The organism is Cupriavidus sp. D39, from assembly GCF_026627925.1.
In the GTDB taxonomy this organism is placed as follows: domain Bacteria; phylum Pseudomonadota; class Gammaproteobacteria; order Burkholderiales; family Burkholderiaceae; genus Cupriavidus; species Cupriavidus ulmosensis.
The window spans coordinates 2,705,834-2,724,524 of record NZ_JAPNLE010000009.1 but is presented as its reverse complement, the minus strand read 5'-3'; the positions used below and the strand labels follow the sequence as shown (position 1 = coordinate 2,724,524).

Here is an 18,691-nt window from a genome sequence, read left to right as displayed (position 1 = left end):
TGCTGGAAAAAACCACGGGCGTCGCCTTGAGTGGCTCCTAGCTGATATGACTCCCCGTGTCAATCGAGATTGGTTTGATTCAGTTTCACGGTTGCATGGTTGTTCCCCAATTTCCTGGAGGGCGACGTAGCAGTAAGTCTCGACGGTGGATCACGCTGATATCCGCGGGTTGGTTACCGCATTACAGAGGTCCGCCCAATGAGCCTGCCGCTATCTAAGGCCGCAAGTCGGATGAAATCCGTTGCCTAGCTAGGTCGCGGGTTGCTCGTGTGCCGGGCTACGTCGCCCTTCAGGAAACTGGCTCCACAGTAGGTGGCAGATAGGTTGGTACCTTGGCGCTGGGTTACGTTGTCTGCGCCGCGTTCGGTATGGCAAGCGACATGGCGAGCCGGCTGATGTCCCAGATGAACCCGCTCAGTTCGCGGGCCACCGCAACCACCGCAATGTTCGGGTTCTTGCCGCGCGCGGCAAGTCTTCGATAGCGCCGGCACAGTCGAACCTGGGCGTCCCAGGACCGGTCAACGATGGCCTTCGGGATGCCTTCGTGCCGTCGCTGAATCTCGGGGCTCACACGTGCCGGGTGCCGGTAACTCCAGGCGGCTTCGATTAGCAGCTTTCTTGCATAACTATTGCCGTTCTTGGTGATGCTGCCTTGGCGCCGTTTTTCCCCGATGAATGTTCGGCGGGCGTCACCCCGAGCCAGGCCATCAGTTGGCGCGGATGCACAAAGCGCGAGAGATCGCCCAATTCGGCGAGCATGCCTATCGCCGTGGTGAACTGCACGCCGCGCATGGCCTGCAAGCCCAGTACGGCCGGATAGAAGCGCCAGTTGACCACGGCTTCGCGCAAGGCCGCTTCGAGACGGCTGCATTGCGCGAGCCGATCCTCGATGGCACGTCGATATTCGTCAAAGGCAAGTTGCTGCCACACGGTGTCGAACGCAAAGGTACTGATCCAGCGCCGGTGCGCCGGTCCCCAGTCGGCTCTGCCGCTGTAGCGCACCCCATGTGAAAGCAGAAAGGCCTTCAGCCGTTGCCGGGCGCGCTTCAGATCGTCCTTGGCGCTGACCCACGCGCGTGACAGATCCCGGAACGCTTCGTCCTCCACACTGGGCACGTACACCGCCGAGAGGTCGCCGGCGCGCAGCGATCGCACGAGCTTGACCGCATCGCGCCGATCGGTCTTGACGCGCTCGCCGGGTTTCTTCGGGATCAGCGACGGCGCGCACACCATGCACTCGAATCCCTTCCCTGCAAGCTGCCGGTAAAGGCCATAGCCGCAAGGGCCTGCCTCGTAGACGATGCGGATCCGGCTCGCTTTAGACTGCAGGCGCTTGCACAGGCGATCGATATCGGCCTTCGAGGTACCGATCTTGCCAAGCAGTTCGACCTCGCCCGCGCCGAGTGCGTAGGCGACCGTGATCGAGTCCTTATGGACGTCAAGACCCACGTACAAAGTGCTATCGTGTTCCATGCTGGCCTCCGCGCTGGAAATCGCCGGGTGTGGCGCTGTCCACACCATGCGGCTCTGGCAGTCATGCTAACCCGCGTTTGATTCCTCGCGGCGGGCCAGCCCTCTTTGCCCCAGGGGAGTCATATTGACTAAGCCACCCCTCTCCCCCTGAGGGGAAAGGGAGACAGCCGCCGTCATCCCAGGCGGTTTTGGCCTTTTCGGTCGACATCCGGCGAGCGCGCCGGGAGGTCACCCTGGCAGAAAAGCCTTCACTCAGTCCTTCCCAAACTCCGCCCCCATTTGCGTCGCGCGTTCCGCCGCGGCGTGCATGGCTTTGGCGAAGGCTTCGCCGATGCCGGCGGCTTGCATGGCGGTGAGCGCTGCGTAGGTGGTGCCGCCCTTGGAGGTCACGCGCTCGCGCAGCAGACTGACCGGCTCGTCCGACTGCGCGGCCAGGGCCGCGGCGCCGCGGAAGGTTTCCACTGCCAGCGCGCGTCCTTGCGCGGCGCTCAGGCCGAGTTCCACGGCCGCTTTCTCCATGGCTTCGATGAAGTAGAAGACGTAGGCCGGGCCGCTGCCGGAGATGGCGGTCACTGCGTCGATCTGCGCGTCGCCTTCCACCCACTCGCACTTGCCCACGGCTTCGGCCAGCGCACGGGCGATGTCGCGGTCTTGCTGCGCCAGCCCGGCTACGCCGGCCAGGCCGGTCATGCCCATGCCGGCCAGCGCCGGTGTGTTGGGCATGGCGCGCACCAGGCGGGTGCGCCCGCCGAACCAGCGCTGCATGTCGGCCAGGCGGATGCCGGCGGCCACGCTCACGATCAGGCTGTCGCCCAGGTGCGGCAGCAGCGATGCCGCTGCCTCGCGGAACTGCTGCGGCTTGACCGCCAGCACCAGCACGTCGCTCTTGCCAAAGGCGGCGTCGGGCGCGCCTGCCGCATGCACCCCGAGGTCGCGCCGCAGCCGTGCCTGCGCTTCATCGAACGGATCGACCACGCGGATCGAGGTGGCCGGCACGCCCCGGGCGATCAGGCCGCCGATCAGGGCGGTGGCCATATTGCCGCCGCCGAGGAAACCAAAGGTGAGATTGTTGAGCATGTCGGTCTCTTGCTGGGAATCGTCTGGGAATAAGGGGGCGGCGTTCAGCCCGGCGTAGCCCGTGTCGCCTCGGGTGCCGTGGCATAGTCACGCGCGCCGAAAATGGCGGTGCCGATGCGCACCACGGTAGCGCCCTCGGCAATGGCGGCCTCCATGTCGGCGGACATGCCCATCGACAGGGTGTCCACATCCAGCCCGGCGGCGCGCAAGGTGTCGAGCAGGGTGCGCAGCGCGGCAAACGGCCGGCGCTGGGCCGCCGCATCGCTCTGCGGCGCCGGAATGGCCATCAGGCCGCGCAGCCGCAGCCCGGGCAGCGCAGCCACGGCGCGTGCCAGCGCGGGCACTTCGTCTGGCGCGACGCCGCTCTTGCTGGCTTCGCCGCTGATATTGACCTGCAGGCAGACTTGCAGCGGCGCCATGCCGGCGGGGCGCTGCGCCGACAGCCGCTCGGCGATGCGCAGGCGGTCGATGGCATGGACCCAGTCGAACTGCTCGGCCACGGCACGGGTCTTGTTGCTTTGCAGGGGGCCGATGAAGTGCCAGCTGATCTGGTCGCGCAAGCCGCCAAGCTGTGCCATCTTGTCCACGCCTTCCTGCACGTAGTTCTCGCCAAAGGCGCGCTGGCCGGCGTCGAACGCGGCCTGCACCGCGGCAGCGGGGAAGGTCTTGGAAACCGCCAGAAGCGTGACTTCACCGGCCGGTCGCCCGGCCTGTTGTGCGGCTGCCGCGACGCGCCGGTTGACGGCTTGCAAGTTGGCGGCGATTACAGACATAATCCGGCGAACATATCAAGAAGTACAACAAAAAGTACGACAAAAAAGGGTGGGGTCATTATAGATGGACATCGCGCAGCTATTAGCTTTCGCCGTCAAGAACAAGGCGTCCGATCTCCATCTCTCGGCAGACATGCCGCCGATGGTGCGTATCCACGGCGATATGCGCCGCATCAATGTGGCCGCGATGGGCCACAAGGATGTCCATGCCATGGTGTACGACATCATGAGCGACACCCAGCGCAAGCAATATGAGGAACGGCTGGAAATCGACTTTTCCTTCGAAATCGCCAGCCTGTCGCGTTTCCGGGTCAATGCCTACAACACGCAGCGCGGCGCCGCCGCGGTGTTCCGGACCATTCCCTCCAAGGTATTGACGCTGGAAGACCTGCGCGCGCCGGCGGTGTTCGCCGACCTGTGCATGAAGCCGCGCGGCCTGGTGCTGGTGACCGGGCCCACGGGTTCGGGCAAATCCACCACGCTGGCGGCGATGGTGGACCACCGCAACGATCACGACATGGGCCACATCCTCACGGTGGAGGATCCGATCGAGTTCGTGCACACTTCCAAGAAGAGCCTGATCAACCAGCGCGAGCTGGGGCCGCACACGCATTCCTTCGCCAATGCGCTGCGCTCCGCGCTGCGCGAGGATCCCGATGTGGTGCTGGTGGGCGAGCTGCGCGACCTGGAAACCATCCGCCTGGCGCTGACCGCGGCCGAAACCGGCCACCTGGTGTTCGCCACGCTGCACACCAGTTCAGCGGCCAAGACCATCGACCGGGTTGTCGACGTGTTCCCGCCCGAAGAAAAAGACATGGTGCGCACCATGTTGTCCGAGTCGCTCGAAGCGGTGATCTCGCAAACGCTGCTCAAGACGCGCGACGGCAACGGCCGCACGGCGGCGCACGAGATCATGATTGCCACGCCGGCGATCCGCCACCTGATCCGCGAGAACAAGATCGCGCAGATGTACTCGATGATGCAGACCAGCAGCGGGCTTGGCATGCAGACGCTGGACCAGTGCCTGTCGGACCTGATCAAGCGCGGCATCATCAACTACAACGATGCGCGCGCCATCGCCAAGAACCCCGATTCCTTCACGGGCTGAGGCGAGTCCGCCGCATCCGAACCAGGACACCGCCATGCTCGATCGCGAATCCGCCGCCAAGTACATCAACGACCTGCTCGAGCTCATGGTGGGCAACCGCGGCTCGGACCTGTTCATCACCGCCGACTTTCCGCCCGCCATCAAGGTCGACGGCAAGATCACGCCGGTCTCGCAGCAGCCGCTCAATCCCGCCCAGGCGCTCGGCCTGGTGCGCTCCATCATGAACGAGCGGCAGGCGAGCGAGTTCGACGGCAGCCGCGAGTGCAACTTCGCCATCTCCGTGCCCAATGCCGGGCGCTTTCGCGTTTCCGCGTTCATCCAGCAGGGCAAGGCGGGCATGGTGGTGCGTACCATCAATACGCGCATCCCGTCCGTGGAAGAGCTCGACCTGCCGCCGGCGTTGCATGACATCGTGATGTCAAAGCGCGGGCTGGTGATCGTCACCGGCGCCACCGGCTCGGGCAAGTCGACGTCGCTCGCCGCCATGCTCGATCACCGCAACGCGCATTCGTACGGGCACATCATCACCATCGAGGACCCGATCGAATACGTGCACGCGCACCAGAACTGCATCGTCACGCAGCGCGAGGTCGGCATCGATACCGACTCCTGGCACGTGGCGTTGAAGAACACCTTGCGCCAGGCGCCCGACGTGATCCTGATCGGCGAAATCCGAGATCGGGAAACCATGGAATACGCGATGCAGTACGCGGAAACGGGCCACCTGTGCCTGGCCACCCTGCACGCCAACAATGCCAACCAGGCCATCGACCGCGTGGTCAACTTCTTCCCCGAGGAAAAGCGCCAGCAGTTGCTGATCGACCTGTCGCTCAACCTGAAGGCGATGGTGTCGCAGCGCCTGTTGCCGCGCAAGGGGCAAAAGGGCCGCGTGCCGGCGGTGGAGATCATGATCGGCACGCCGCTGGTGGCCGACCTGATCTTCAAGGGCGAGATCCACGCGCTCAAGGAAGTCATCAAGAAATCGCGAGAGCAGGGCATGGTGTCGTTCGACCAGGCGCTGTTCGACCTGTACGAAGCCGGCAAGATCACCTACGAAGACGCGTTGCGCAACGCCGACTCGCTCAACGACCTGCGGCTGATGATCAAGCTGCACGGCACCCTGGACCGCGAGACCGACCTGGGCGCCGGCACCGAACATCTGAACGTGATCTGAGCACGCACGGCAGCATCGCCTAGGGCTACGCTGAAAAAGGTCAACGCCGTTGGGCGGTGAATCGTTAAATGCGGATGAAACAACAGACCCTTGCGATGGCGGCCGATCAAGGCGCCGGATTCGAACAGTACCGTCGGCCAACCAAACGTGATGTGTTCCTTGAGACGATGGAGCAGATCGTGCCGTGGACGCAGTTGTGCGAGGTTGTCGAGCCGCACTATCCGAAGGGTCAAGGCGGTCGCCCGCCAGTTGGTCTGGAGCGCATGCTGCGCATGCACTTTGTGCAGCACTGGTTCAACCTGGCGGATGAAGCGTGCGAGGAGGCGCTGCTGGACAGCACTGCATTGCGGCGATTCGTTGGGATTGACCTGGGGCGCGAGCGCGTTCCCGATGGCACGACGCTGTTGAAGTTTCGCCGGCTGCTGGAGCGCAACAAGCTCGGCGAGCAGTTGTTCGCCAAGGTCGGCGAAGTACTGCAAGGGCGGGGGCTGAAGGTTGGCACCGGCACGATCGTGGATGCCACCATCATCGGGGCGCCCAGTTCCACGAAGAATGCGGACAAGGCGCGAGACCCCGAAATGCATCAGACGAGGAAAGGCCAGCAGTGGTACTTCGGCATGAAGCTGCACATCGGCGTGGATAGCCAGACGGGACTGGCACACAGCGCGGTAGTGACGGCTGCGAACGTGCATGACAAGCATCCGCTGCCGGCTCTGCTGCACGGCGCCGAGCGGCGTGTGTACGGCGACAGCGCCTATGCGAGCCAGAAGGAACTCATTGCCAGCAAGGCACCGCACGCGAAGGACTTTACCAACCAGCGTGTGCGCAGGCGCAGTGGTGAAGTCGATGACGCCAGACGCTCGAAGAACCGCAACAAGTCGAAGATACGTGCGCGGGTCGAGCACGTCTTTGCGGTGGTCAAGCGGCTATGGGGTTTCGTCAAGGTGCGCTATCGCGGCCTGGCGAAGAACGCCACGCGCGCCTTCACAGCACTGGCGTTGAGCAACATCTACATGAGCCGCGAGCGGCTCATGGCACAGGTGCGTCCATGAGCGGCCAAAGTGGGTCGGGAGACCCGCTTACAAGGCCCTTCGGGGCAAGAAAATCGAACCAATCGCGTCGCTGATCTCGCATTCCGAAATTCAGCAACAGGCCGTCGACGAAAACGGCGGCTTCTTCAGCGTAGCCCTAGTACACTGTCCGGCGCAGGACGCGCATCGCCGTGCGCCGCCGTGCCACCCGAGGATTCCGTCATGAGCAATGTCTACCAGTTCGAAGCCAGTTCCCTGGCCGGCCAGCCGGTGCCGCTGTCGCAATTCAGCGGCAAGGTGCTGCTGATCGTGAACACCGCCAGCGAGTGCGGCTTCACGCCCCAATATGCCGCCCTGCAGGCGCTGCAGGAACAGTATGCAGGCAGTGGCCTTGAAGTGCTGGGTTTTCCTGCAACCAGTTCGGCAAGCAGGAGCCGGGCGACGCAGCGCAGATCGGCCAGTTCTGTGAATCGCGCTTCCACGTCACCTTCCCGATGTTCGGCAAGATCGACGTCAAGGGCGACAACGCGCATCCGCTGTATCGATGGCTGACCTCGGAGAAGCCGGGTGTGCTTGGCCTGGAGGTGATCAAGTGGAACTTCACCAAGTTCCTGCTGCGCCGCAACGGGACGGTGTTCAAGCGCTACGCGCCCACCACCAAGCCCGAGGACATCAAGCGCGACATCGAGACGCTGCTGGCCGAGCCGGCCTAAAGGCGCATCCTGCAGGTGCCCACGGCCTCGCGTGAAGCGGGGGTCGATGTTATCCGCGCGCCCCTTGGCCGATCAGCCGATCAGCCGGCTAGCCGCTGGTGTGCTGCACCGCACGCAGGAAGCCGTTGAGCGAGCGGTCGGGCGTTTCGTGGAAGCGTTCGTCCAGCATGACGATGCCGCGGCAGCGGTCCAGGCGGAAGCTGCGATAGTCGGTGCGCGTGGTGCACCAGGCGGCCAGCAGCCAGCTATTGCCCCAGAAAAACAGGCCTAGCGGCTGCACGATGCGGTCGGTGGCGCGCTGTTGCGCGTCGGTATAGTCCAGGCGCAGCAGGCGTTGCGCGTTCATGGCTCCGTGCACCACGTCAAACGCGTCACGCACCTGCGGGAGGTTGACGAATTCGGGGGCGAACACGCGGCTTTGCTGCGCCGCATGACGCCGCGCGGGCGGCAGCGCCGCCACCAGCTTTTCCAGCGCGGGATCGGCGGCGGCGGCCAGCGCGCCGCCGCCCCAGGCCTTGAGCAGGCGCAGCCCTGCCACCAGCGCCTCGACTTCGATCGCGGTAAACATCAGCGGAGGGACGTCATAGTCGGCCCGCAACCGGTAGCCGATGCCCGCTTCGCCCTCGACCGGAACGCCCGACAGCGACAGCGCCTGGATATCCCGGTACACCGTGCGCTCGGACACCCCGAGCCGCTGCGCCAGCAGCGCCGCCGTGGTGAGGCGGCGCCCCCGCAATACCTGGACGATCTGGAAAAGGCGGTCAGCGCGGCGGCTCATCGAGGCTTCATCTTGGTGCTATGCGGGTATTGGTAAAGCGGTTGCGGTAGCCGATCAGCCTGCCAGCGGCTGGTGCAGGCCGACGCGATTGCCTTCGCTGTCGATGATATGCGCAATATGGCCGATATCGCCAGGCAGCTGCAGCGGGCCGAACACGGTCTTGCCGCCGGCCGCCGTGACACGCGCCAGCAGCGCCGTGAGCTGCGGCGTGTGCAGGTAAGGCAGGCAGCCGTCGGCCGAAGGGCGGTAGCCCTCGCCAGCCACCAGTGCGCCACCAGGCTCATGGTTGGCAAACACAGCCATGTCGATCTGCGCCATGGTTTCGCGCTTGAGGGTGGTCTCGAAGGCCTGTTCGTAGAATCGGATGGCACGGGCCATGTCCGTGACAGGAATTTCAAGCCAGTTGATCAGTCCGCTCATGATGGTCTCTCTTTCTCTCAGGGGTGATGGAGAGACGGATCATGCGCGGGGGCTCCTGACAACGTCCTGTCAGCAGGGATCAGCGCGGCATCCATGCCGCCAGCATCGGCACGATCACGGCGGTCAGCACGCCGTTCAGGCCCATGCCGAGCGCGGCGAAGGCGCCGGCCTCCTGGTTGACCTGGAAGGCGCGCGCGGTGCCAATGCCGTGCGCTGCCACGCCGGTGGCGAAGCCGCGCACGGTGTAGTCGGAAATGCGCAGCAGGTTCAGCAGCTTGGTGGCGCTGACCGCGCCGATGATGCCGGTGGCCATCACCAGCACGGCGGTCAGCGAGGGCAGGCCGCCGATCTTCTCGGCCACGCCCATGGCGATCGGGATGGTGACCGACTTGGGCGCGAGCGAGCGCATGGTCTCGGGCGACGCGCCCAGCAGCCAGGCGATGCCGACGGCCGATACCACCGCCACCAGCGATCCCGCCAGCAGTCCGCCCAGCAGCGGGAACACGTGCCGGCGCAGCTTGGGCAGCTGCATGTAGAGCGGCACGGCCAGCGCGACGGTAGCCGGCCCGAGCAGGAAGTGGACGAACTGCGCGCCATCGAAATAGGTCTTGTACGGCGTGCCGGTCACCGTCAGCAGGGTGACCAGGATGGCGACCGCGATCATCACGGGATTGGCCAGCGGCGAGAAGCGCGCGCGCTCATAGACGCGGAACGCGAAGACATAGGCCAGCAAGGTGGCGGTCAGGCCGAGCAGCGGGCTGGCCGCCAGGTAGACCCAGATCTCGTTCAGGCGCGGCGTCATGCTTGTTCTCCCGAACCGGCTTGCGCGCCGTGCGCGGCGGCATCCTCGGGCGGCCGCGCACGGCCCATCAGCGCGCGCGCCACCAGCGCGGTGGTGGCGATCGCCAGCCAGGTGGACACCACCAGCGCCACCACGATCGGCAGCCACTCCCCGCCGATGCGGTGCGCGTGCACCATGATGCCGACGCCGGCCGGCACGAACAGCAGCGACAAGTGCTTGAGCAGCTCGGAGGTGGTCCCCTGGATCACCGGCAACAGCCGGTCGTCGAACGTAAGCCAGCCGAACAGCAGGATCATGCCGATCACCGGCCCGGGCACGGGCAGGCTCAGGGAATAGCTGAGCGCTTCCCCGAGGGATTGGAAAACCAGCAGGATGGCGAAGGTCTGGAGCATGCGGGTGCGGGGCGAGGAGAGGCGGGAGTGGATGCCATCGCATGGTAACCCGGAGCGGCTCCTTGCTCCAGCGGGTTTGCTACGTCAAGAGCAACGGCTTAACGTCAAAAGCAACTGCAGTTTCACCTCCCCTGCGGGAGGCGACCTACTTTCTTGTCTCGCCAAGAAAGTAGGCAAAGAAGGCGACCCGGATGCGGCGAAAGACCCCTCGTCGGCAAGCCAAAAGAGCGGCCGGGGGCCAAACTCACATCGCCTTAGGGCGATGCTCAGACATGGGTCCCTCTTTTCCGCTCTTTTGGCTTGCCGACGAGGCGCCCCATAACGGGAGATTCAAACCTTGACGGCTCGCTTCGCATCGCGCCTGGGTGATTCCCGCCCGTGGGGCGAGAATCACGGCTACCACAATTGGTTCATCTTGCCGCGGGTTGGCTCCCTCTCCCACTTGTGGGAGAGGGGCTGGGGAGAGGGCGGGAGCTCGTTACGCCTGCGTGCTGGACGAAACCGAGGGCTCCGCTTGAAGTGGCTCCTAGCTAAGCCACCCCTCTCCCCGGCCCTCTCCCCCTGAGGGGAGAGGGAGAGACAGCCGTCGTCATGGCACGCGGCTTTGGCCTGACTTGTCAGCTTCGGCCGGCACCTCGGGATACTTACCCCAGCATGCGATCCACCAGCTCGATCCAGTGCATCACCGGCGTGCCGGTGCCGCTTTGCAGGTGCGTGATGCAGCCGATATTCGCCGAGACGATGGCGTCGGGCTTCGAGGCCTGCAGGTTGGCGAGCTTCTCGTCGCGCAGCCGATAGGACAATTCGGGCTGCAGCACCGAGTACGTGCCCGCGGAGCCACAGCACAGGTGGCTGTCGGCGCAGAGCTTGACGTCCACCCCCAGGCCCGTCAGCAGGGCTTCCACCTTGCCGCGGATCTGCTGGCCGTGCTGCAGCGTGCAGGGCGGATGGTAAGCCACGCGCTGGCCGTCAGTGCCTTCGCTGCTTCTTGCCTCGGAGGCCGCGTCTTGCAGGGCGTCGGCGAAGTTCGGCAGCAGCTCCGACAGATCCTTGGTCAGCGCCGAGATCTGGCGCGCGCGATCCGCGTAGCGGGCATCGTTGCGCAGCAGGTGACCGTATTCCTTAACCATCACGCCACAGCCCGATGCGGTCATCACGATGGCCTCCGCGCCGGCTTGCACGGCCGGCCACCAGGCGTCGATATTGCGCCGCATATTGTCGAGGCCGCCGTCGTGGTCGCCGGTGTGATAGCGCACGGCGCCGCAGCAGCCGGCCTCGCGCGCCAACACCAGTTGCACGCCAAGGCGGTCGAACACGCGGGCCGTGGCGGCATTGATGTTGGGCGACATCGACGGTTGCACGCAGCCGTCGAGCAACAACATCTTGCGCACATGCGTGGTGCGCGGCCATGCGCCGGCATCGACCGCTTGCGGCACCTTGTTGCGCAGCGCCTGCGGCAGCAGCGGGCGCACGCGCTGGCCCATGCGCATGGCCGTGCCGAACAGCGCCGGGCGCGTCATGCTTTCGCGCAGCGCCCATCGCGCGAAACGCTCGCGCGCCGGGCGCTGGATGCCTTGCGCCTCCAGGCGGTCGTCCACCACCTTGCGGCCGATATCGACCAGCCGGCCGTACTTCACGCCCGAGGGGCAGGTGGATTCGCAGTTGCGGCACGTGAGGCAGCGGTCCAGGTGCAGGCGCGTGCTTTCCGTGACGGGCTGGCCTTCCAGTACCTGCTTCATCAGGTAGATGCGGCCGCGCGGGCCGTCCAGCTCGTCGCCGAGCAACTGGTAGGTGGGGCAGGTCGCTGTGCAGAAGCCGCAATGCACGCATTTGCCGACGATGGACTTGGCTTCTTCGCCGTCGGGCGTGTCGCGCAGGAATTCGGCCAGGGTGGTTTGCATGGTTCGGGGACTCTCCGGTGCCTTTGCTGGGGATCGATGCTGGACGGTGCAGTGAGGCCCGCGGCTCAGAGGTCGGCGTACATGCGCTGCGGGTTGAAGATGCCGGCGGGGTCGAACGTTGCCTTGAGCCGCTGGTGGATGGCGGCCAGCGGCGCGGACAGCGGCGTGAACACGCCCACGGACTTGTCGCCATTGCGGAACAGGGTGGCATGGCCGCCGGCTGCCTTGGCCGCGGCGCGCACGAGGGCGCTGTCCGCCGCGCTGTCGCTGCCGCCCAGCCACCAGCGCTGGCCACCGCCCCATTCGATTAGCTGCCCGCCGGGCAGCGCCAGCGGCGCGGCGGTGCTCGGCACGGCAATGCGCCACAGCGCCCGGCCGGCTTGCACAGGCGCAAAGAAGGGATGGCTTTGCTCGCGCAGCGCGCGCCACAAAGCGTCGGCTTGCGCGGGCTCCACGGCTTCGCCGCCCAGCCGCTCGCGCGCGGCGCGCAGCGCGGCCGCCGCGCCCGACAGGCGCAGGTGCAGCACGCCGTCGTGCCAGGCCGAGGCGGCAATCGGCAGGGGCTGGCCGCCCCAGTCGTTGAGGCGGTCGAGCGCCGCGGCCTCGTCCAGCGCAAAGCGCAGCGTGGCGTCGTCGAAGGGCACCGGCAGCACCTTGAGCGAGACTTCCAGGATCAGTCCCAGCGTGCCGAGCGATCCGGACATCAGTCGCGAGACGTCATAGCCGGCCACGTTCTTCATCACCTGGCCGCCGAAGCTCAGGACATCGCCGCGGCCGTCCATCACGCGCGTGCCCAGCACAAAGTCACGCAGCGCGCCCACCGCCTGCCGGCGTGGGCCGGACAGGCCGGCGGCCACCGCGCCGCCGATCGTGGCCACGTCGCTGCCATCGGCGCCCGTGCTGAAATGCGGCGGCTCGAACGCCAGCATCTGGCGCCGCTCGGCCAGCGCCGCCTCGATCTCCGCCAGCGGCGTGCCGCAGCGCGCGGTGATCACCAGCTCGGGCGGGTCGTAGTCGACAATGCCGGTGTAGGCGCGCGTGTCGAGCAGCGCCCCTTGCGCTTGCTGGCCATAGAAATCCTTGCTGCCGCCGCCGCGCAGGCGCAGCGGCGCGCGCGTGTCGGTGGCATGCCGGATGGCATCGCGAAAGGCGGTGAGGGTGGCTTGCTGATCGGATGGCATGGCTGGCATGGTGGCTGGCTGGTGTCGGCTTGAACTAAGTCAGGCGGAAGAAGTGGGGCGGCGGGTTGGCGCCTCGGCGGGTGCGCGGGAGCCTGCCGGCTCGCGTTCGCTCTCGTCCTGGTAAGGCGGCAGCTCGGTGCCGCAGTGCTTGCAGTAGCCGGCGTCGGGTTCGTGGCCTTCGGTCAGGCAATGGTTGCAGGTGCGCGTGGTCAGTGGCCGCTTCATGATGCTGGCGGCTAGCTCGGCGCCCACGATGCCGGTGGGAAAGGCAATGATGCCGTAGCCCAGCAGGATGGTCAGCGAGGTGATGAACTGGCCCAGCGGTGTCTTGGGCACCATGTCGCCAAAGCCGGTGGTGGTCAGCGTCACCACCGCCCAGTACATGCTAACGGGGATGCTGGTGAAACCGTGCTGCGGGCCTTCCACCACATACATCACGGTGCCGAGGATCACGGTGATGATGAACACCGTGCCGAGGAAGACGAAGATCTTGCGCCGGCTGTTGGCCAGCGCGCGGTACAGGATCTGCGCCTCCTCGAAATACACTGTCAGCTTGAGGATCCGGAACACGCGCAGCAGCCGCAGCAGGCGCACGTCGATCAGGAACGCCAGCTCGGGCACGAAGAAGGCGAGCCAGGTCGGAATGATCGACAGGAAGTCGACCACGCCGAAGAAGCTGAACACATAGCGCAGCGGCCGGCGCACCACCAGGATGCGCATCACGTATTCGGCGGTAAATAACAGCGTGAACAGCCACTCCAGCACCGTGAACACGCGGCCCAGCCGCAGGTTCACGGCCGGCAGGCTGTCGAACACCACGATCAGCACGCTGGTGACGATGGCCAGCAGCAAGGTGATGTCGAACAGCCGCCCGTTGCGCGTGTCGGCCTCGAAGATGATGGTGTACCAGCGCTCGCGCCAGCCCGATTCGGGCTTGCCGAGGCGCTGGCGGGTTTGCGCGCTGCTGCGGGCGCGTTGCGTGGCGTTGGGACCGGCCATGTTCAGAAACGCGGCAGGTCGGGATGCGGCAGCAGGCCGCGCTTCACATGCATGCGCCCGTACTCGGCGCAGCGCGCCAGCGTGGGAATGGCCTTGTCGGGGTTGAGCAGGCGCGCCGGGTCGAAGGCCGCCTTGACGCCGAAGAAAATCTCGCGCTCCTCCGCGGAGAACTGCACGCACATCGAGTTGAGCTTTTCCACGCCCACGCCGTGCTCGCCGGTCACCGTGCCGCCGAGCTCCACGCAGCTCTCCAGGATGTCGGAGCCGAACAGCTCGGCGCGGTGCCATTCGTCCTGGTCCGCACCATCGAACAGGATCAGTGGATGCATGTTGCCGTCGCCCGCATGGAACACATTCATGCAGCGCAGGCCGTACTTGCGCTCCATCTCCTCGATGCGCTTGAGCAGCGTGCCGATGTGCTTGCGCGGGATGGTGCCGTCCATGCAGTAGTAGTCCGGCGAGATGCGGCCGGCGGCGGGGAAGGCATTCTTGCGCCCACTCCAGAAGCGCAGCCGCTCGGGCTCGCTTTGCGACACCTGGATGCGGCTGGCGCCTGAGGCGCGCAGCACCTCGCTCATGCGCTCCACTTCCTCGGCCACCTCTTCCGGCGTGCCGTCGGATTCGCACAGCAGGATGGCGGCGGCGTCCAGGTCGTAGCCGGCACGCACGAATTCCTCGACCGCGGCGGTGGCGGGCTTGTCCATCATTTCCAAGCCGGCCGGAATGATGCCGGCGCCGATCACGTCGGCCACTGCGTTGCCGCCCTTGGCCACGTCATCGAAGCTGGCCATGATCACCTGCGCCAGCTGCGGCTTGGGGATCAGCTTGACGGTGACCTCGGTCACCACCGCCAGCATGCCCTCGGAGCCGATCACCGCGGCCAGCAGGTCCAGCCCCGGCGCGTCGGGCGCTTCCGAGCCGAACTCTACCACTTCGCCTTCCATGGTGACGGCGCGCACGCGCAGCACGTTGTGCACCGTCAGGCCGTACTTCAGGCAATGCACGCCGCCCGAGTTCTCGCTGACGTTGCCGCCGATGGTGCAGGCGATCTGCGACGAAGGATCGGGCGCGTAATAGAGGTTGTACTGCGCGGCGGCCTCGGAGATGGCGAGATTGCGCACGCCGGGCTGGACCACCGCGGTGCGCGAGCGCGCGTCCACGCTGACGATCCGCTTGAACTTGGCCAGCGACAGCACCAGGCCGGTGGCGATCGGCATGGCTCCGCCCGACAGGCTGGTGCCGGCGCCGCGCGGCACCACGGGGACCTGCAGCGCATGGCACAGGCGCAGGATGGCGCAGACCTGGTCCTCGTTGTCGGGCAGCGCCACGGCCATCGGCACCTGGCGATAGGCCGCCAGGCCGTCGCACTCGTAGGGCACGGTGTCCTCGGGTTTCCACAGCAACGCCGCATCGGGCAGGATTTTCGCCAGGCCCGCGAGCAACGCGTTGCGGCGTGTGTCGTCGGCGACCAGTGAGGCTTCGTGCGGGGCGTTCATGGCAACTCCTGTTATGGCCGCCGGCGCCCGCCATGGCAGGGCGGGAGCGGGTGGGGAGCAAGGACTATAGCGCAGCCAGGTGGCTGCGCAGCCCTGTGGCGACGTGAATTCCGCATGGCAGGCCGATCAAAATCGCTCATGACGGCATTGGCCCGGAACGTGCCATGCGGGCGGTGTCGCGCAGGAGCCTCGCGAGCTGGCCGGTACCAATCCAGCTTAGCACCGGCGCGGCGCAAGGCGTCGATAGGGCGCCTTATTGTCCGCGCGGCGCCAGCATGTGCGCCATTTCCAGCTTGTCGTGATAGTCCGGTGCCACATAGAGCGCCTGCGGCTCCACGCCGTAGCGCACGAAGCCCATGGCTTCATAAAGCGCGATCGCGGGCGCATTGATGACGTTGACGCAGAGCGTGACCTGGCGCAGGCCGGGCATGGCGGTGGCCACCGCCATCGCCTGCTCCAAGAGCTGCCGCCCGAGACGCCGGTCGCGATAGCCCGGCGCTACATACATGCCCCAGACAAAGGCCTTGTGGCGCTGCTTGACCTTGTCCTCGCGCATCACCCCAACCACGCCGGCCAGCGCGGTGCCGCCCTCGGTGGCTTCGAAGGCGCCGATCACAGCCTTTTCGGGCGTTGCCTCAAGGCGGCCGGCGATGGTGGCCAGCGGCAGGTCACGCTCTTCCTCGAAGCTGGAGCCAAAGGCAGCGGGCGCTTCCAGCAGGCCTTCGAGGCGCAGCGCCTGGAAGGCTCTGGCATCGGCGGGGGTTAGCGGGCGGATCTGCATGGGGTTCTTCTCCGGGGGCTGGCCGAACAGCCAGCCAGTCTTACCAGTCCAGGCTGAGCAGCCAGTCGACGAAATACCGCGCCTCCGGCTTGAGCGGCGCCTGTTCGCGCTCGACGATGTAGTAGCCGTGCGGCGATACCGATTCGATATCCAGCAGCCGCACCATCTGGCCCAGCGACAGCCAGTGCCGGGCCATGCGCTGGCGCACCAGCGCCACGCCCTGGTTGGAGGCGATGGCTTCCAGCATCAGGCCGATGTCGTTGAATTGCGGGCCGGTCTGGGGTTCGGGCCAGTCCAGGCCGGCTGTCTCGAACCAGGGCTTCCAGGGCTCCAGCGGGCTGCGCAACAGCACCAGGTTGTGCAGGTGCTCGGGTTTGGTGATGGCGCGGCCGTCAATGCGCTCGTAGTACTCGCGCCCGCAGGCCGGGAACACCGGCTCGACCAGCAGCTTGGTGGTCTTCAGGTCGGGGTAGCGTCCGGTGCCGTAGCGGATCTCCACATCGGTGTCTTCTGCCTTCACGTCCAGGAAGGGGATGGCCAGGTGCAGCTCGGTGTCGATGTGCGGGTACAGCGCGGTGAACTCGGGCAGGCGCGGCACCAGGTGCTGGCGGCCGAAGGTGGGCGGGATCGCCACGCGCAGGCGGGTGCGCTGCTTGTTGTACTCGGGCCGGGCCAGTTCGTTGAGCGACTTGAGGGCATCCTGCACGTTGCGCAGGTAGCGCGTGCCAGCGGCCGTCAGCCGCAGCGCGGCATTGGCGCGCACGAAGAGGTCCTCGCCCCACAGTTCCTCGAGGTTCTTGATGCGGTGCGACACCGCGCTGGGCGTGACCGACAGCTCCTCGGCCGCGCGCGCGAAGCTGCCCAGCCGGGCGGCGGCCTCGAACGCGATCAGCAGGTGCAGCGGCGGGACGCGGTTGAACACGGATGCCATGCCGCGCGGGCCCTTAGCGCACCGGGCGGAAGATCTTGCCCGGGTTGAGGATGTGGTTGGGATCGAGCGCGTTCTTGATGGCGCGCATCAGGTCGAGTGCGTCTTCGCCGTGCTCGCTGACCAGGAAATCCATCTTGTGCAGTCCCACGCCGTGCTCGCCGGTGCAGGTGCCGCCCATGGCCAGCGCGCGCTCCACGATGCGCCGGTTGATGGTCTCGGCCTCGGCGAGTTCTTCTGGCTTTTCAGGATCGGTGAGGATCGCGACGTGGAAATTGCCGTCGCCCACATGGCCCACGATGGGGCAGGGCAGGCTGGACGCATTGAGGTCGCGTTCGGTCTCGGTCACGCAATCGGCCAGGCGGGAGATCGGCACGCAGACATCGGTGGTGACCGCCTTGCAGCCTGGCTTGAGCTGCAGCATGGCGAAGTACGCGGTATGGCGCGCGTTCCACAGGCGGCTGCGGTCTTCCGGCCGCGTGGCCCACTCGAAGCCCTGGCCGCCATTGTCGGCGGCGATCTGCTGCACGGTCTCGGCCTGCTCCTTGACGCCGGCCTCGGTGCCATGGAATTCGAAGAACAGGTGCGGCATCTCCGGCATGGACAGGTTGTCGTGCCGGTTGATGGCGCGGATGGCCAGCGCATCGACAAACTCCACGCGCGCGACGGGCACGCCCAGCTGGATGGTCTCGATGGTCGCCCGCACCGCGCTGCCCATGCTGGGGAAGCTGCAGATGGCTGCCGAGATGGCTTCGGGCTGCGGGTACAGCCGCACCGTCACCTCGGTGATGATGCCCAGCGTGCCTTCGCTGCCGATCATCAGGCGGGTCAGGTCGTAGCCGGCGGAGGACTTGCGCGCGTGGGTGCCCGTCTTGATGATGCGCCCGTCGGCGGTGACCACGGTCAGCGCCAGCACGTTTTCGCGCATGGTGCCGTAGCGTACCGCGTTGGTCCCGGAAGCGCGCGTGGCGCACATGCCGCCCAGCGAGGCATCGGCGCCCGGGTCGATCGGGAAGAACAGGCCGGAGTCCTTGATTTCCTGGTTCAGCTGCTTGCGGGTCACGCCCGGTTGCACCGTCACGTTCAGGTCCTCGGGTTGCACCGACAGCACCTTGTTCATCTGCGACAGGTCCAGGCTGATGCCGCCGGCCACCGCCAGCAGGTGGCCCTCGAGCGAAGAGCCGGCGCCATAGGCGATCAGCGGCACACGGTGCGCGTTGCACAGGCGGGCCACCTCGGCCACTTCCTCGGTGGTGTGGGCGAAGACCACGCCGTCCGGCGCTGCCGGCGGGAAGGGCGATTCATCGCGGCCATGGTGGTCGCAGATGCCGGGTGAGGTGGAGAAGCGTTCGCCGAAGCGGGCCTGCAGGGCGTCGCGCACGGCGGCGGGCAGGGGTTGGCGCACCAGCGCGGCGTGGGCAAGGGGTTGGTTCATGGCGTCTCCGGCGGGTCTGTGGGGGCCGGGGCCGTGCAGCGCCGGCCATTGCAGGGCCGCGCTGAACGGTGCCGGCACTCGCACCCGGTAGCGTATCAAGCGAATCCCGGTATTCTACGCCGCGCCCGGGCCGGCTCGCGGGGCGGGCGCCGCAACAGCCACCCGGCGCCAGGCCGCGCGCTAACGCGAAGGGCCCGATGCGCGCCATAATGCTGGATTCGCCAACGCA

16 protein-coding genes and 2 pseudogenes are annotated in these 18,691 nt (G+C 66.5%); 4 read left to right on the top strand and 14 right to left on the bottom strand.

Annotated features, from left to right (window positions below; genetic code table 11):
* Positions 1 to 343 precede the first annotated feature (343 nt).
* The 3 genes and pseudogenes from OMK73_RS24825 to OMK73_RS24815 form a co-directional block, all read right to left on the bottom strand.
* Positions 344 to 1,473 (bottom strand): annotated as a pseudogene (locus OMK73_RS24825) (IS110 family transposase).
* Positions 1,474 to 1,725: 252 nt separating this feature from the next.
* The gene (gene proC, locus OMK73_RS24820) at positions 1,726 to 2,550 is read right to left on the bottom strand and encodes a pyrroline-5-carboxylate reductase (RefSeq protein WP_267604363.1); all 825 of its coding nucleotides are present in this window, start codon (positions 2,548 to 2,550) and stop codon (positions 1,726 to 1,728) included.
* Between the two features lie 44 nt (positions 2,551 to 2,594).
* Positions 2,595 to 3,323 carry a YggS family pyridoxal phosphate-dependent enzyme gene (locus tag OMK73_RS24815; protein WP_267604362.1) on the bottom strand — a complete coding sequence of 243 codons (729 nt, stop codon included), beginning with the start codon at positions 3,321 to 3,323 and terminating at the stop codon, positions 2,595 to 2,597.
* A gap of 64 nt (positions 3,324 to 3,387) precedes the next feature.
* On the opposite strand from OMK73_RS24815, the gene OMK73_RS24810 reads away from it, so the two are divergent.
* The 4 genes and pseudogenes from OMK73_RS24810 to OMK73_RS24795 all read left to right on the top strand — a co-directional run bounded on the left by OMK73_RS24810 (position 3,388) and on the right by OMK73_RS24795 (position 7,349).
* Positions 3,388 to 4,431 carry a type IV pilus twitching motility protein PilT gene (locus tag OMK73_RS24810; protein ID WP_150985964.1) on the top strand — a complete coding sequence of 348 codons (1,044 nt, stop codon included), beginning with the start codon at positions 3,388 to 3,390 and terminating at the stop codon, positions 4,429 to 4,431.
* A 34-nt stretch (positions 4,432 to 4,465) separates the two neighbouring features.
* A complete protein-coding gene (locus OMK73_RS24805; protein ID WP_267604361.1) occupies positions 4,466 to 5,605 on the top strand; it encodes a PilT/PilU family type 4a pilus ATPase in 1,140 nt (379 codons plus the stop codon).
* 74 nt (positions 5,606 to 5,679) lie between these two features.
* Positions 5,680 to 6,657: an IS5 family transposase gene (locus tag OMK73_RS24800; RefSeq protein WP_267600512.1), complete on the top strand. Its 978-nt coding sequence runs from the start codon at positions 5,680 to 5,682 to the stop codon at positions 6,655 to 6,657.
* Positions 6,658 to 6,858: 201 nt separating this feature from the next.
* Positions 6,859 to 7,349: pseudogene (locus OMK73_RS24795) on the top strand (glutathione peroxidase).
* 88 nt (positions 7,350 to 7,437) lie between these two features.
* Here OMK73_RS24795 and OMK73_RS24790 read toward each other — a convergent pair.
* From OMK73_RS24790 to OMK73_RS24740, 11 genes are all read right to left on the bottom strand, one after another.
* Positions 7,438 to 8,127, bottom strand: coding sequence for a helix-turn-helix transcriptional regulator (locus OMK73_RS24790; RefSeq protein WP_267604360.1), 690 nt, complete (start codon positions 8,125 to 8,127; stop codon positions 7,438 to 7,440).
* Between the two features lie 54 nt (positions 8,128 to 8,181).
* The gene (locus OMK73_RS24785; protein WP_267604359.1) at positions 8,182 to 8,547 is read right to left on the bottom strand and encodes a VOC family protein; all 366 of its coding nucleotides are present in this window, start codon (positions 8,545 to 8,547) and stop codon (positions 8,182 to 8,184) included.
* Between the two features lie 79 nt (positions 8,548 to 8,626).
* Positions 8,627 to 9,349, bottom strand: a complete 723-nt coding sequence (locus tag OMK73_RS24780; RefSeq protein WP_267604357.1) for an LrgB family protein — start codon at positions 9,347 to 9,349, stop codon at positions 8,627 to 8,629.
* Positions 9,346 to 9,741 (bottom strand): CidA/LrgA family protein, encoded by a 396-nt coding sequence (locus tag OMK73_RS24775; protein ID WP_267604355.1) that lies wholly within the window; start codon positions 9,739 to 9,741, stop codon positions 9,346 to 9,348. Before OMK73_RS24775 ends, OMK73_RS24780 begins: the two co-directional genes overlap by 4 nt.
* Positions 9,742 to 10,385: 644 nt before the next feature.
* Positions 10,386 to 11,642, bottom strand: coding sequence for a glycolate oxidase subunit GlcF (glcF, locus tag OMK73_RS24770; RefSeq protein WP_267604354.1), 1,257 nt, complete (start codon positions 11,640 to 11,642; stop codon positions 10,386 to 10,388).
* 65 nt (positions 11,643 to 11,707) lie between these two features.
* On the bottom strand, positions 11,708 to 12,823 hold the full coding sequence (gene glcE / locus OMK73_RS24765; RefSeq protein ID WP_267604353.1) for a glycolate oxidase subunit GlcE: 1,116 nt from the start codon (positions 12,821 to 12,823) through the stop codon (positions 11,708 to 11,710).
* Between the two features lie 39 nt (positions 12,824 to 12,862).
* Positions 12,863 to 13,822 (bottom strand): ion transporter, encoded by a 960-nt coding sequence (locus OMK73_RS24760; RefSeq protein WP_267604351.1) that lies wholly within the window; start codon positions 13,820 to 13,822, stop codon positions 12,863 to 12,865.
* A 2-nt stretch (positions 13,823 to 13,824) separates the two neighbouring features.
* Positions 13,825 to 15,318, bottom strand: coding sequence for an FAD-linked oxidase C-terminal domain-containing protein (locus tag OMK73_RS24755; RefSeq protein WP_267604350.1), 1,494 nt, complete (start codon positions 15,316 to 15,318; stop codon positions 13,825 to 13,827).
* Between the two features lie 253 nt (positions 15,319 to 15,571).
* Positions 15,572 to 16,099, bottom strand: coding sequence for a GNAT family N-acetyltransferase (locus tag OMK73_RS24750; protein WP_267604349.1), 528 nt, complete (start codon positions 16,097 to 16,099; stop codon positions 15,572 to 15,574).
* Positions 16,100 to 16,139: 40 nt separating this feature from the next.
* Positions 16,140 to 17,030, bottom strand: coding sequence for a LysR substrate-binding domain-containing protein (locus tag OMK73_RS24745; RefSeq protein ID WP_267604347.1), 891 nt, complete (start codon positions 17,028 to 17,030; stop codon positions 16,140 to 16,142).
* A gap of 13 nt (positions 17,031 to 17,043) precedes the next feature.
* Positions 17,044 to 18,462: an FAD-binding oxidoreductase gene (locus OMK73_RS24740; RefSeq protein ID WP_267604346.1), complete on the bottom strand. Its 1,419-nt coding sequence runs from the start codon at positions 18,460 to 18,462 to the stop codon at positions 17,044 to 17,046.
* Between the last annotated feature and the right edge of the window lie 229 nt (positions 18,463 to 18,691).

Coding starts and splice junctions, on each gene's coding strand:
- proC (WP_267604363.1), bottom strand. CDS start 2,550: ATGCTCAACAATCTCACCTTTGGTTTCCTCGGCGGCGGCAATATGGCC.
- OMK73_RS24815 (WP_267604362.1), bottom strand. CDS start 3,323: ATGTCTGTAATCGCCGCCAACTTGCAAGCCGTCAACCGGCGCGTCGCG.
- OMK73_RS24810 (WP_150985964.1), top strand. CDS start 3,388: ATGGACATCGCGCAGCTATTAGCTTTCGCCGTCAAGAACAAGGCGTCC.
- OMK73_RS24805 (WP_267604361.1), top strand. CDS start 4,466: ATGCTCGATCGCGAATCCGCCGCCAAGTACATCAACGACCTGCTCGAG.
- OMK73_RS24800 (WP_267600512.1), top strand. CDS start 5,680: ATGAAACAACAGACCCTTGCGATGGCGGCCGATCAAGGCGCCGGATTC.
- OMK73_RS24790 (WP_267604360.1), bottom strand. CDS start 8,127: ATGAGCCGCCGCGCTGACCGCCTTTTCCAGATCGTCCAGGTATTGCGG.
- OMK73_RS24785 (WP_267604359.1), bottom strand. CDS start 8,547: ATGAGCGGACTGATCAACTGGCTTGAAATTCCTGTCACGGACATGGCC.
- OMK73_RS24780 (WP_267604357.1), bottom strand. CDS start 9,349: ATGACGCCGCGCCTGAACGAGATCTGGGTCTACCTGGCGGCCAGCCCG.
- OMK73_RS24775 (WP_267604355.1), bottom strand. CDS start 9,741: ATGCTCCAGACCTTCGCCATCCTGCTGGTTTTCCAATCCCTCGGGGAA.
- glcF (WP_267604354.1), bottom strand. CDS start 11,642: ATGCAAACCACCCTGGCCGAATTCCTGCGCGACACGCCCGACGGCGAA.
- glcE (WP_267604353.1), bottom strand. CDS start 12,823: ATGCCATCCGATCAGCAAGCCACCCTCACCGCCTTTCGCGATGCCATC.
- OMK73_RS24760 (WP_267604351.1), bottom strand. CDS start 13,822: ATGGCCGGTCCCAACGCCACGCAACGCGCCCGCAGCAGCGCGCAAACC.
- OMK73_RS24755 (WP_267604350.1), bottom strand. CDS start 15,318: ATGAACGCCCCGCACGAAGCCTCACTGGTCGCCGACGACACACGCCGC.
- OMK73_RS24750 (WP_267604349.1), bottom strand. CDS start 16,099: ATGCAGATCCGCCCGCTAACCCCCGCCGATGCCAGAGCCTTCCAGGCG.
- OMK73_RS24745 (WP_267604347.1), bottom strand. CDS start 17,030: ATGGCATCCGTGTTCAACCGCGTCCCGCCGCTGCACCTGCTGATCGCG.
- OMK73_RS24740 (WP_267604346.1), bottom strand. CDS start 18,462: ATGAACCAACCCCTTGCCCACGCCGCGCTGGTGCGCCAACCCCTGCCC.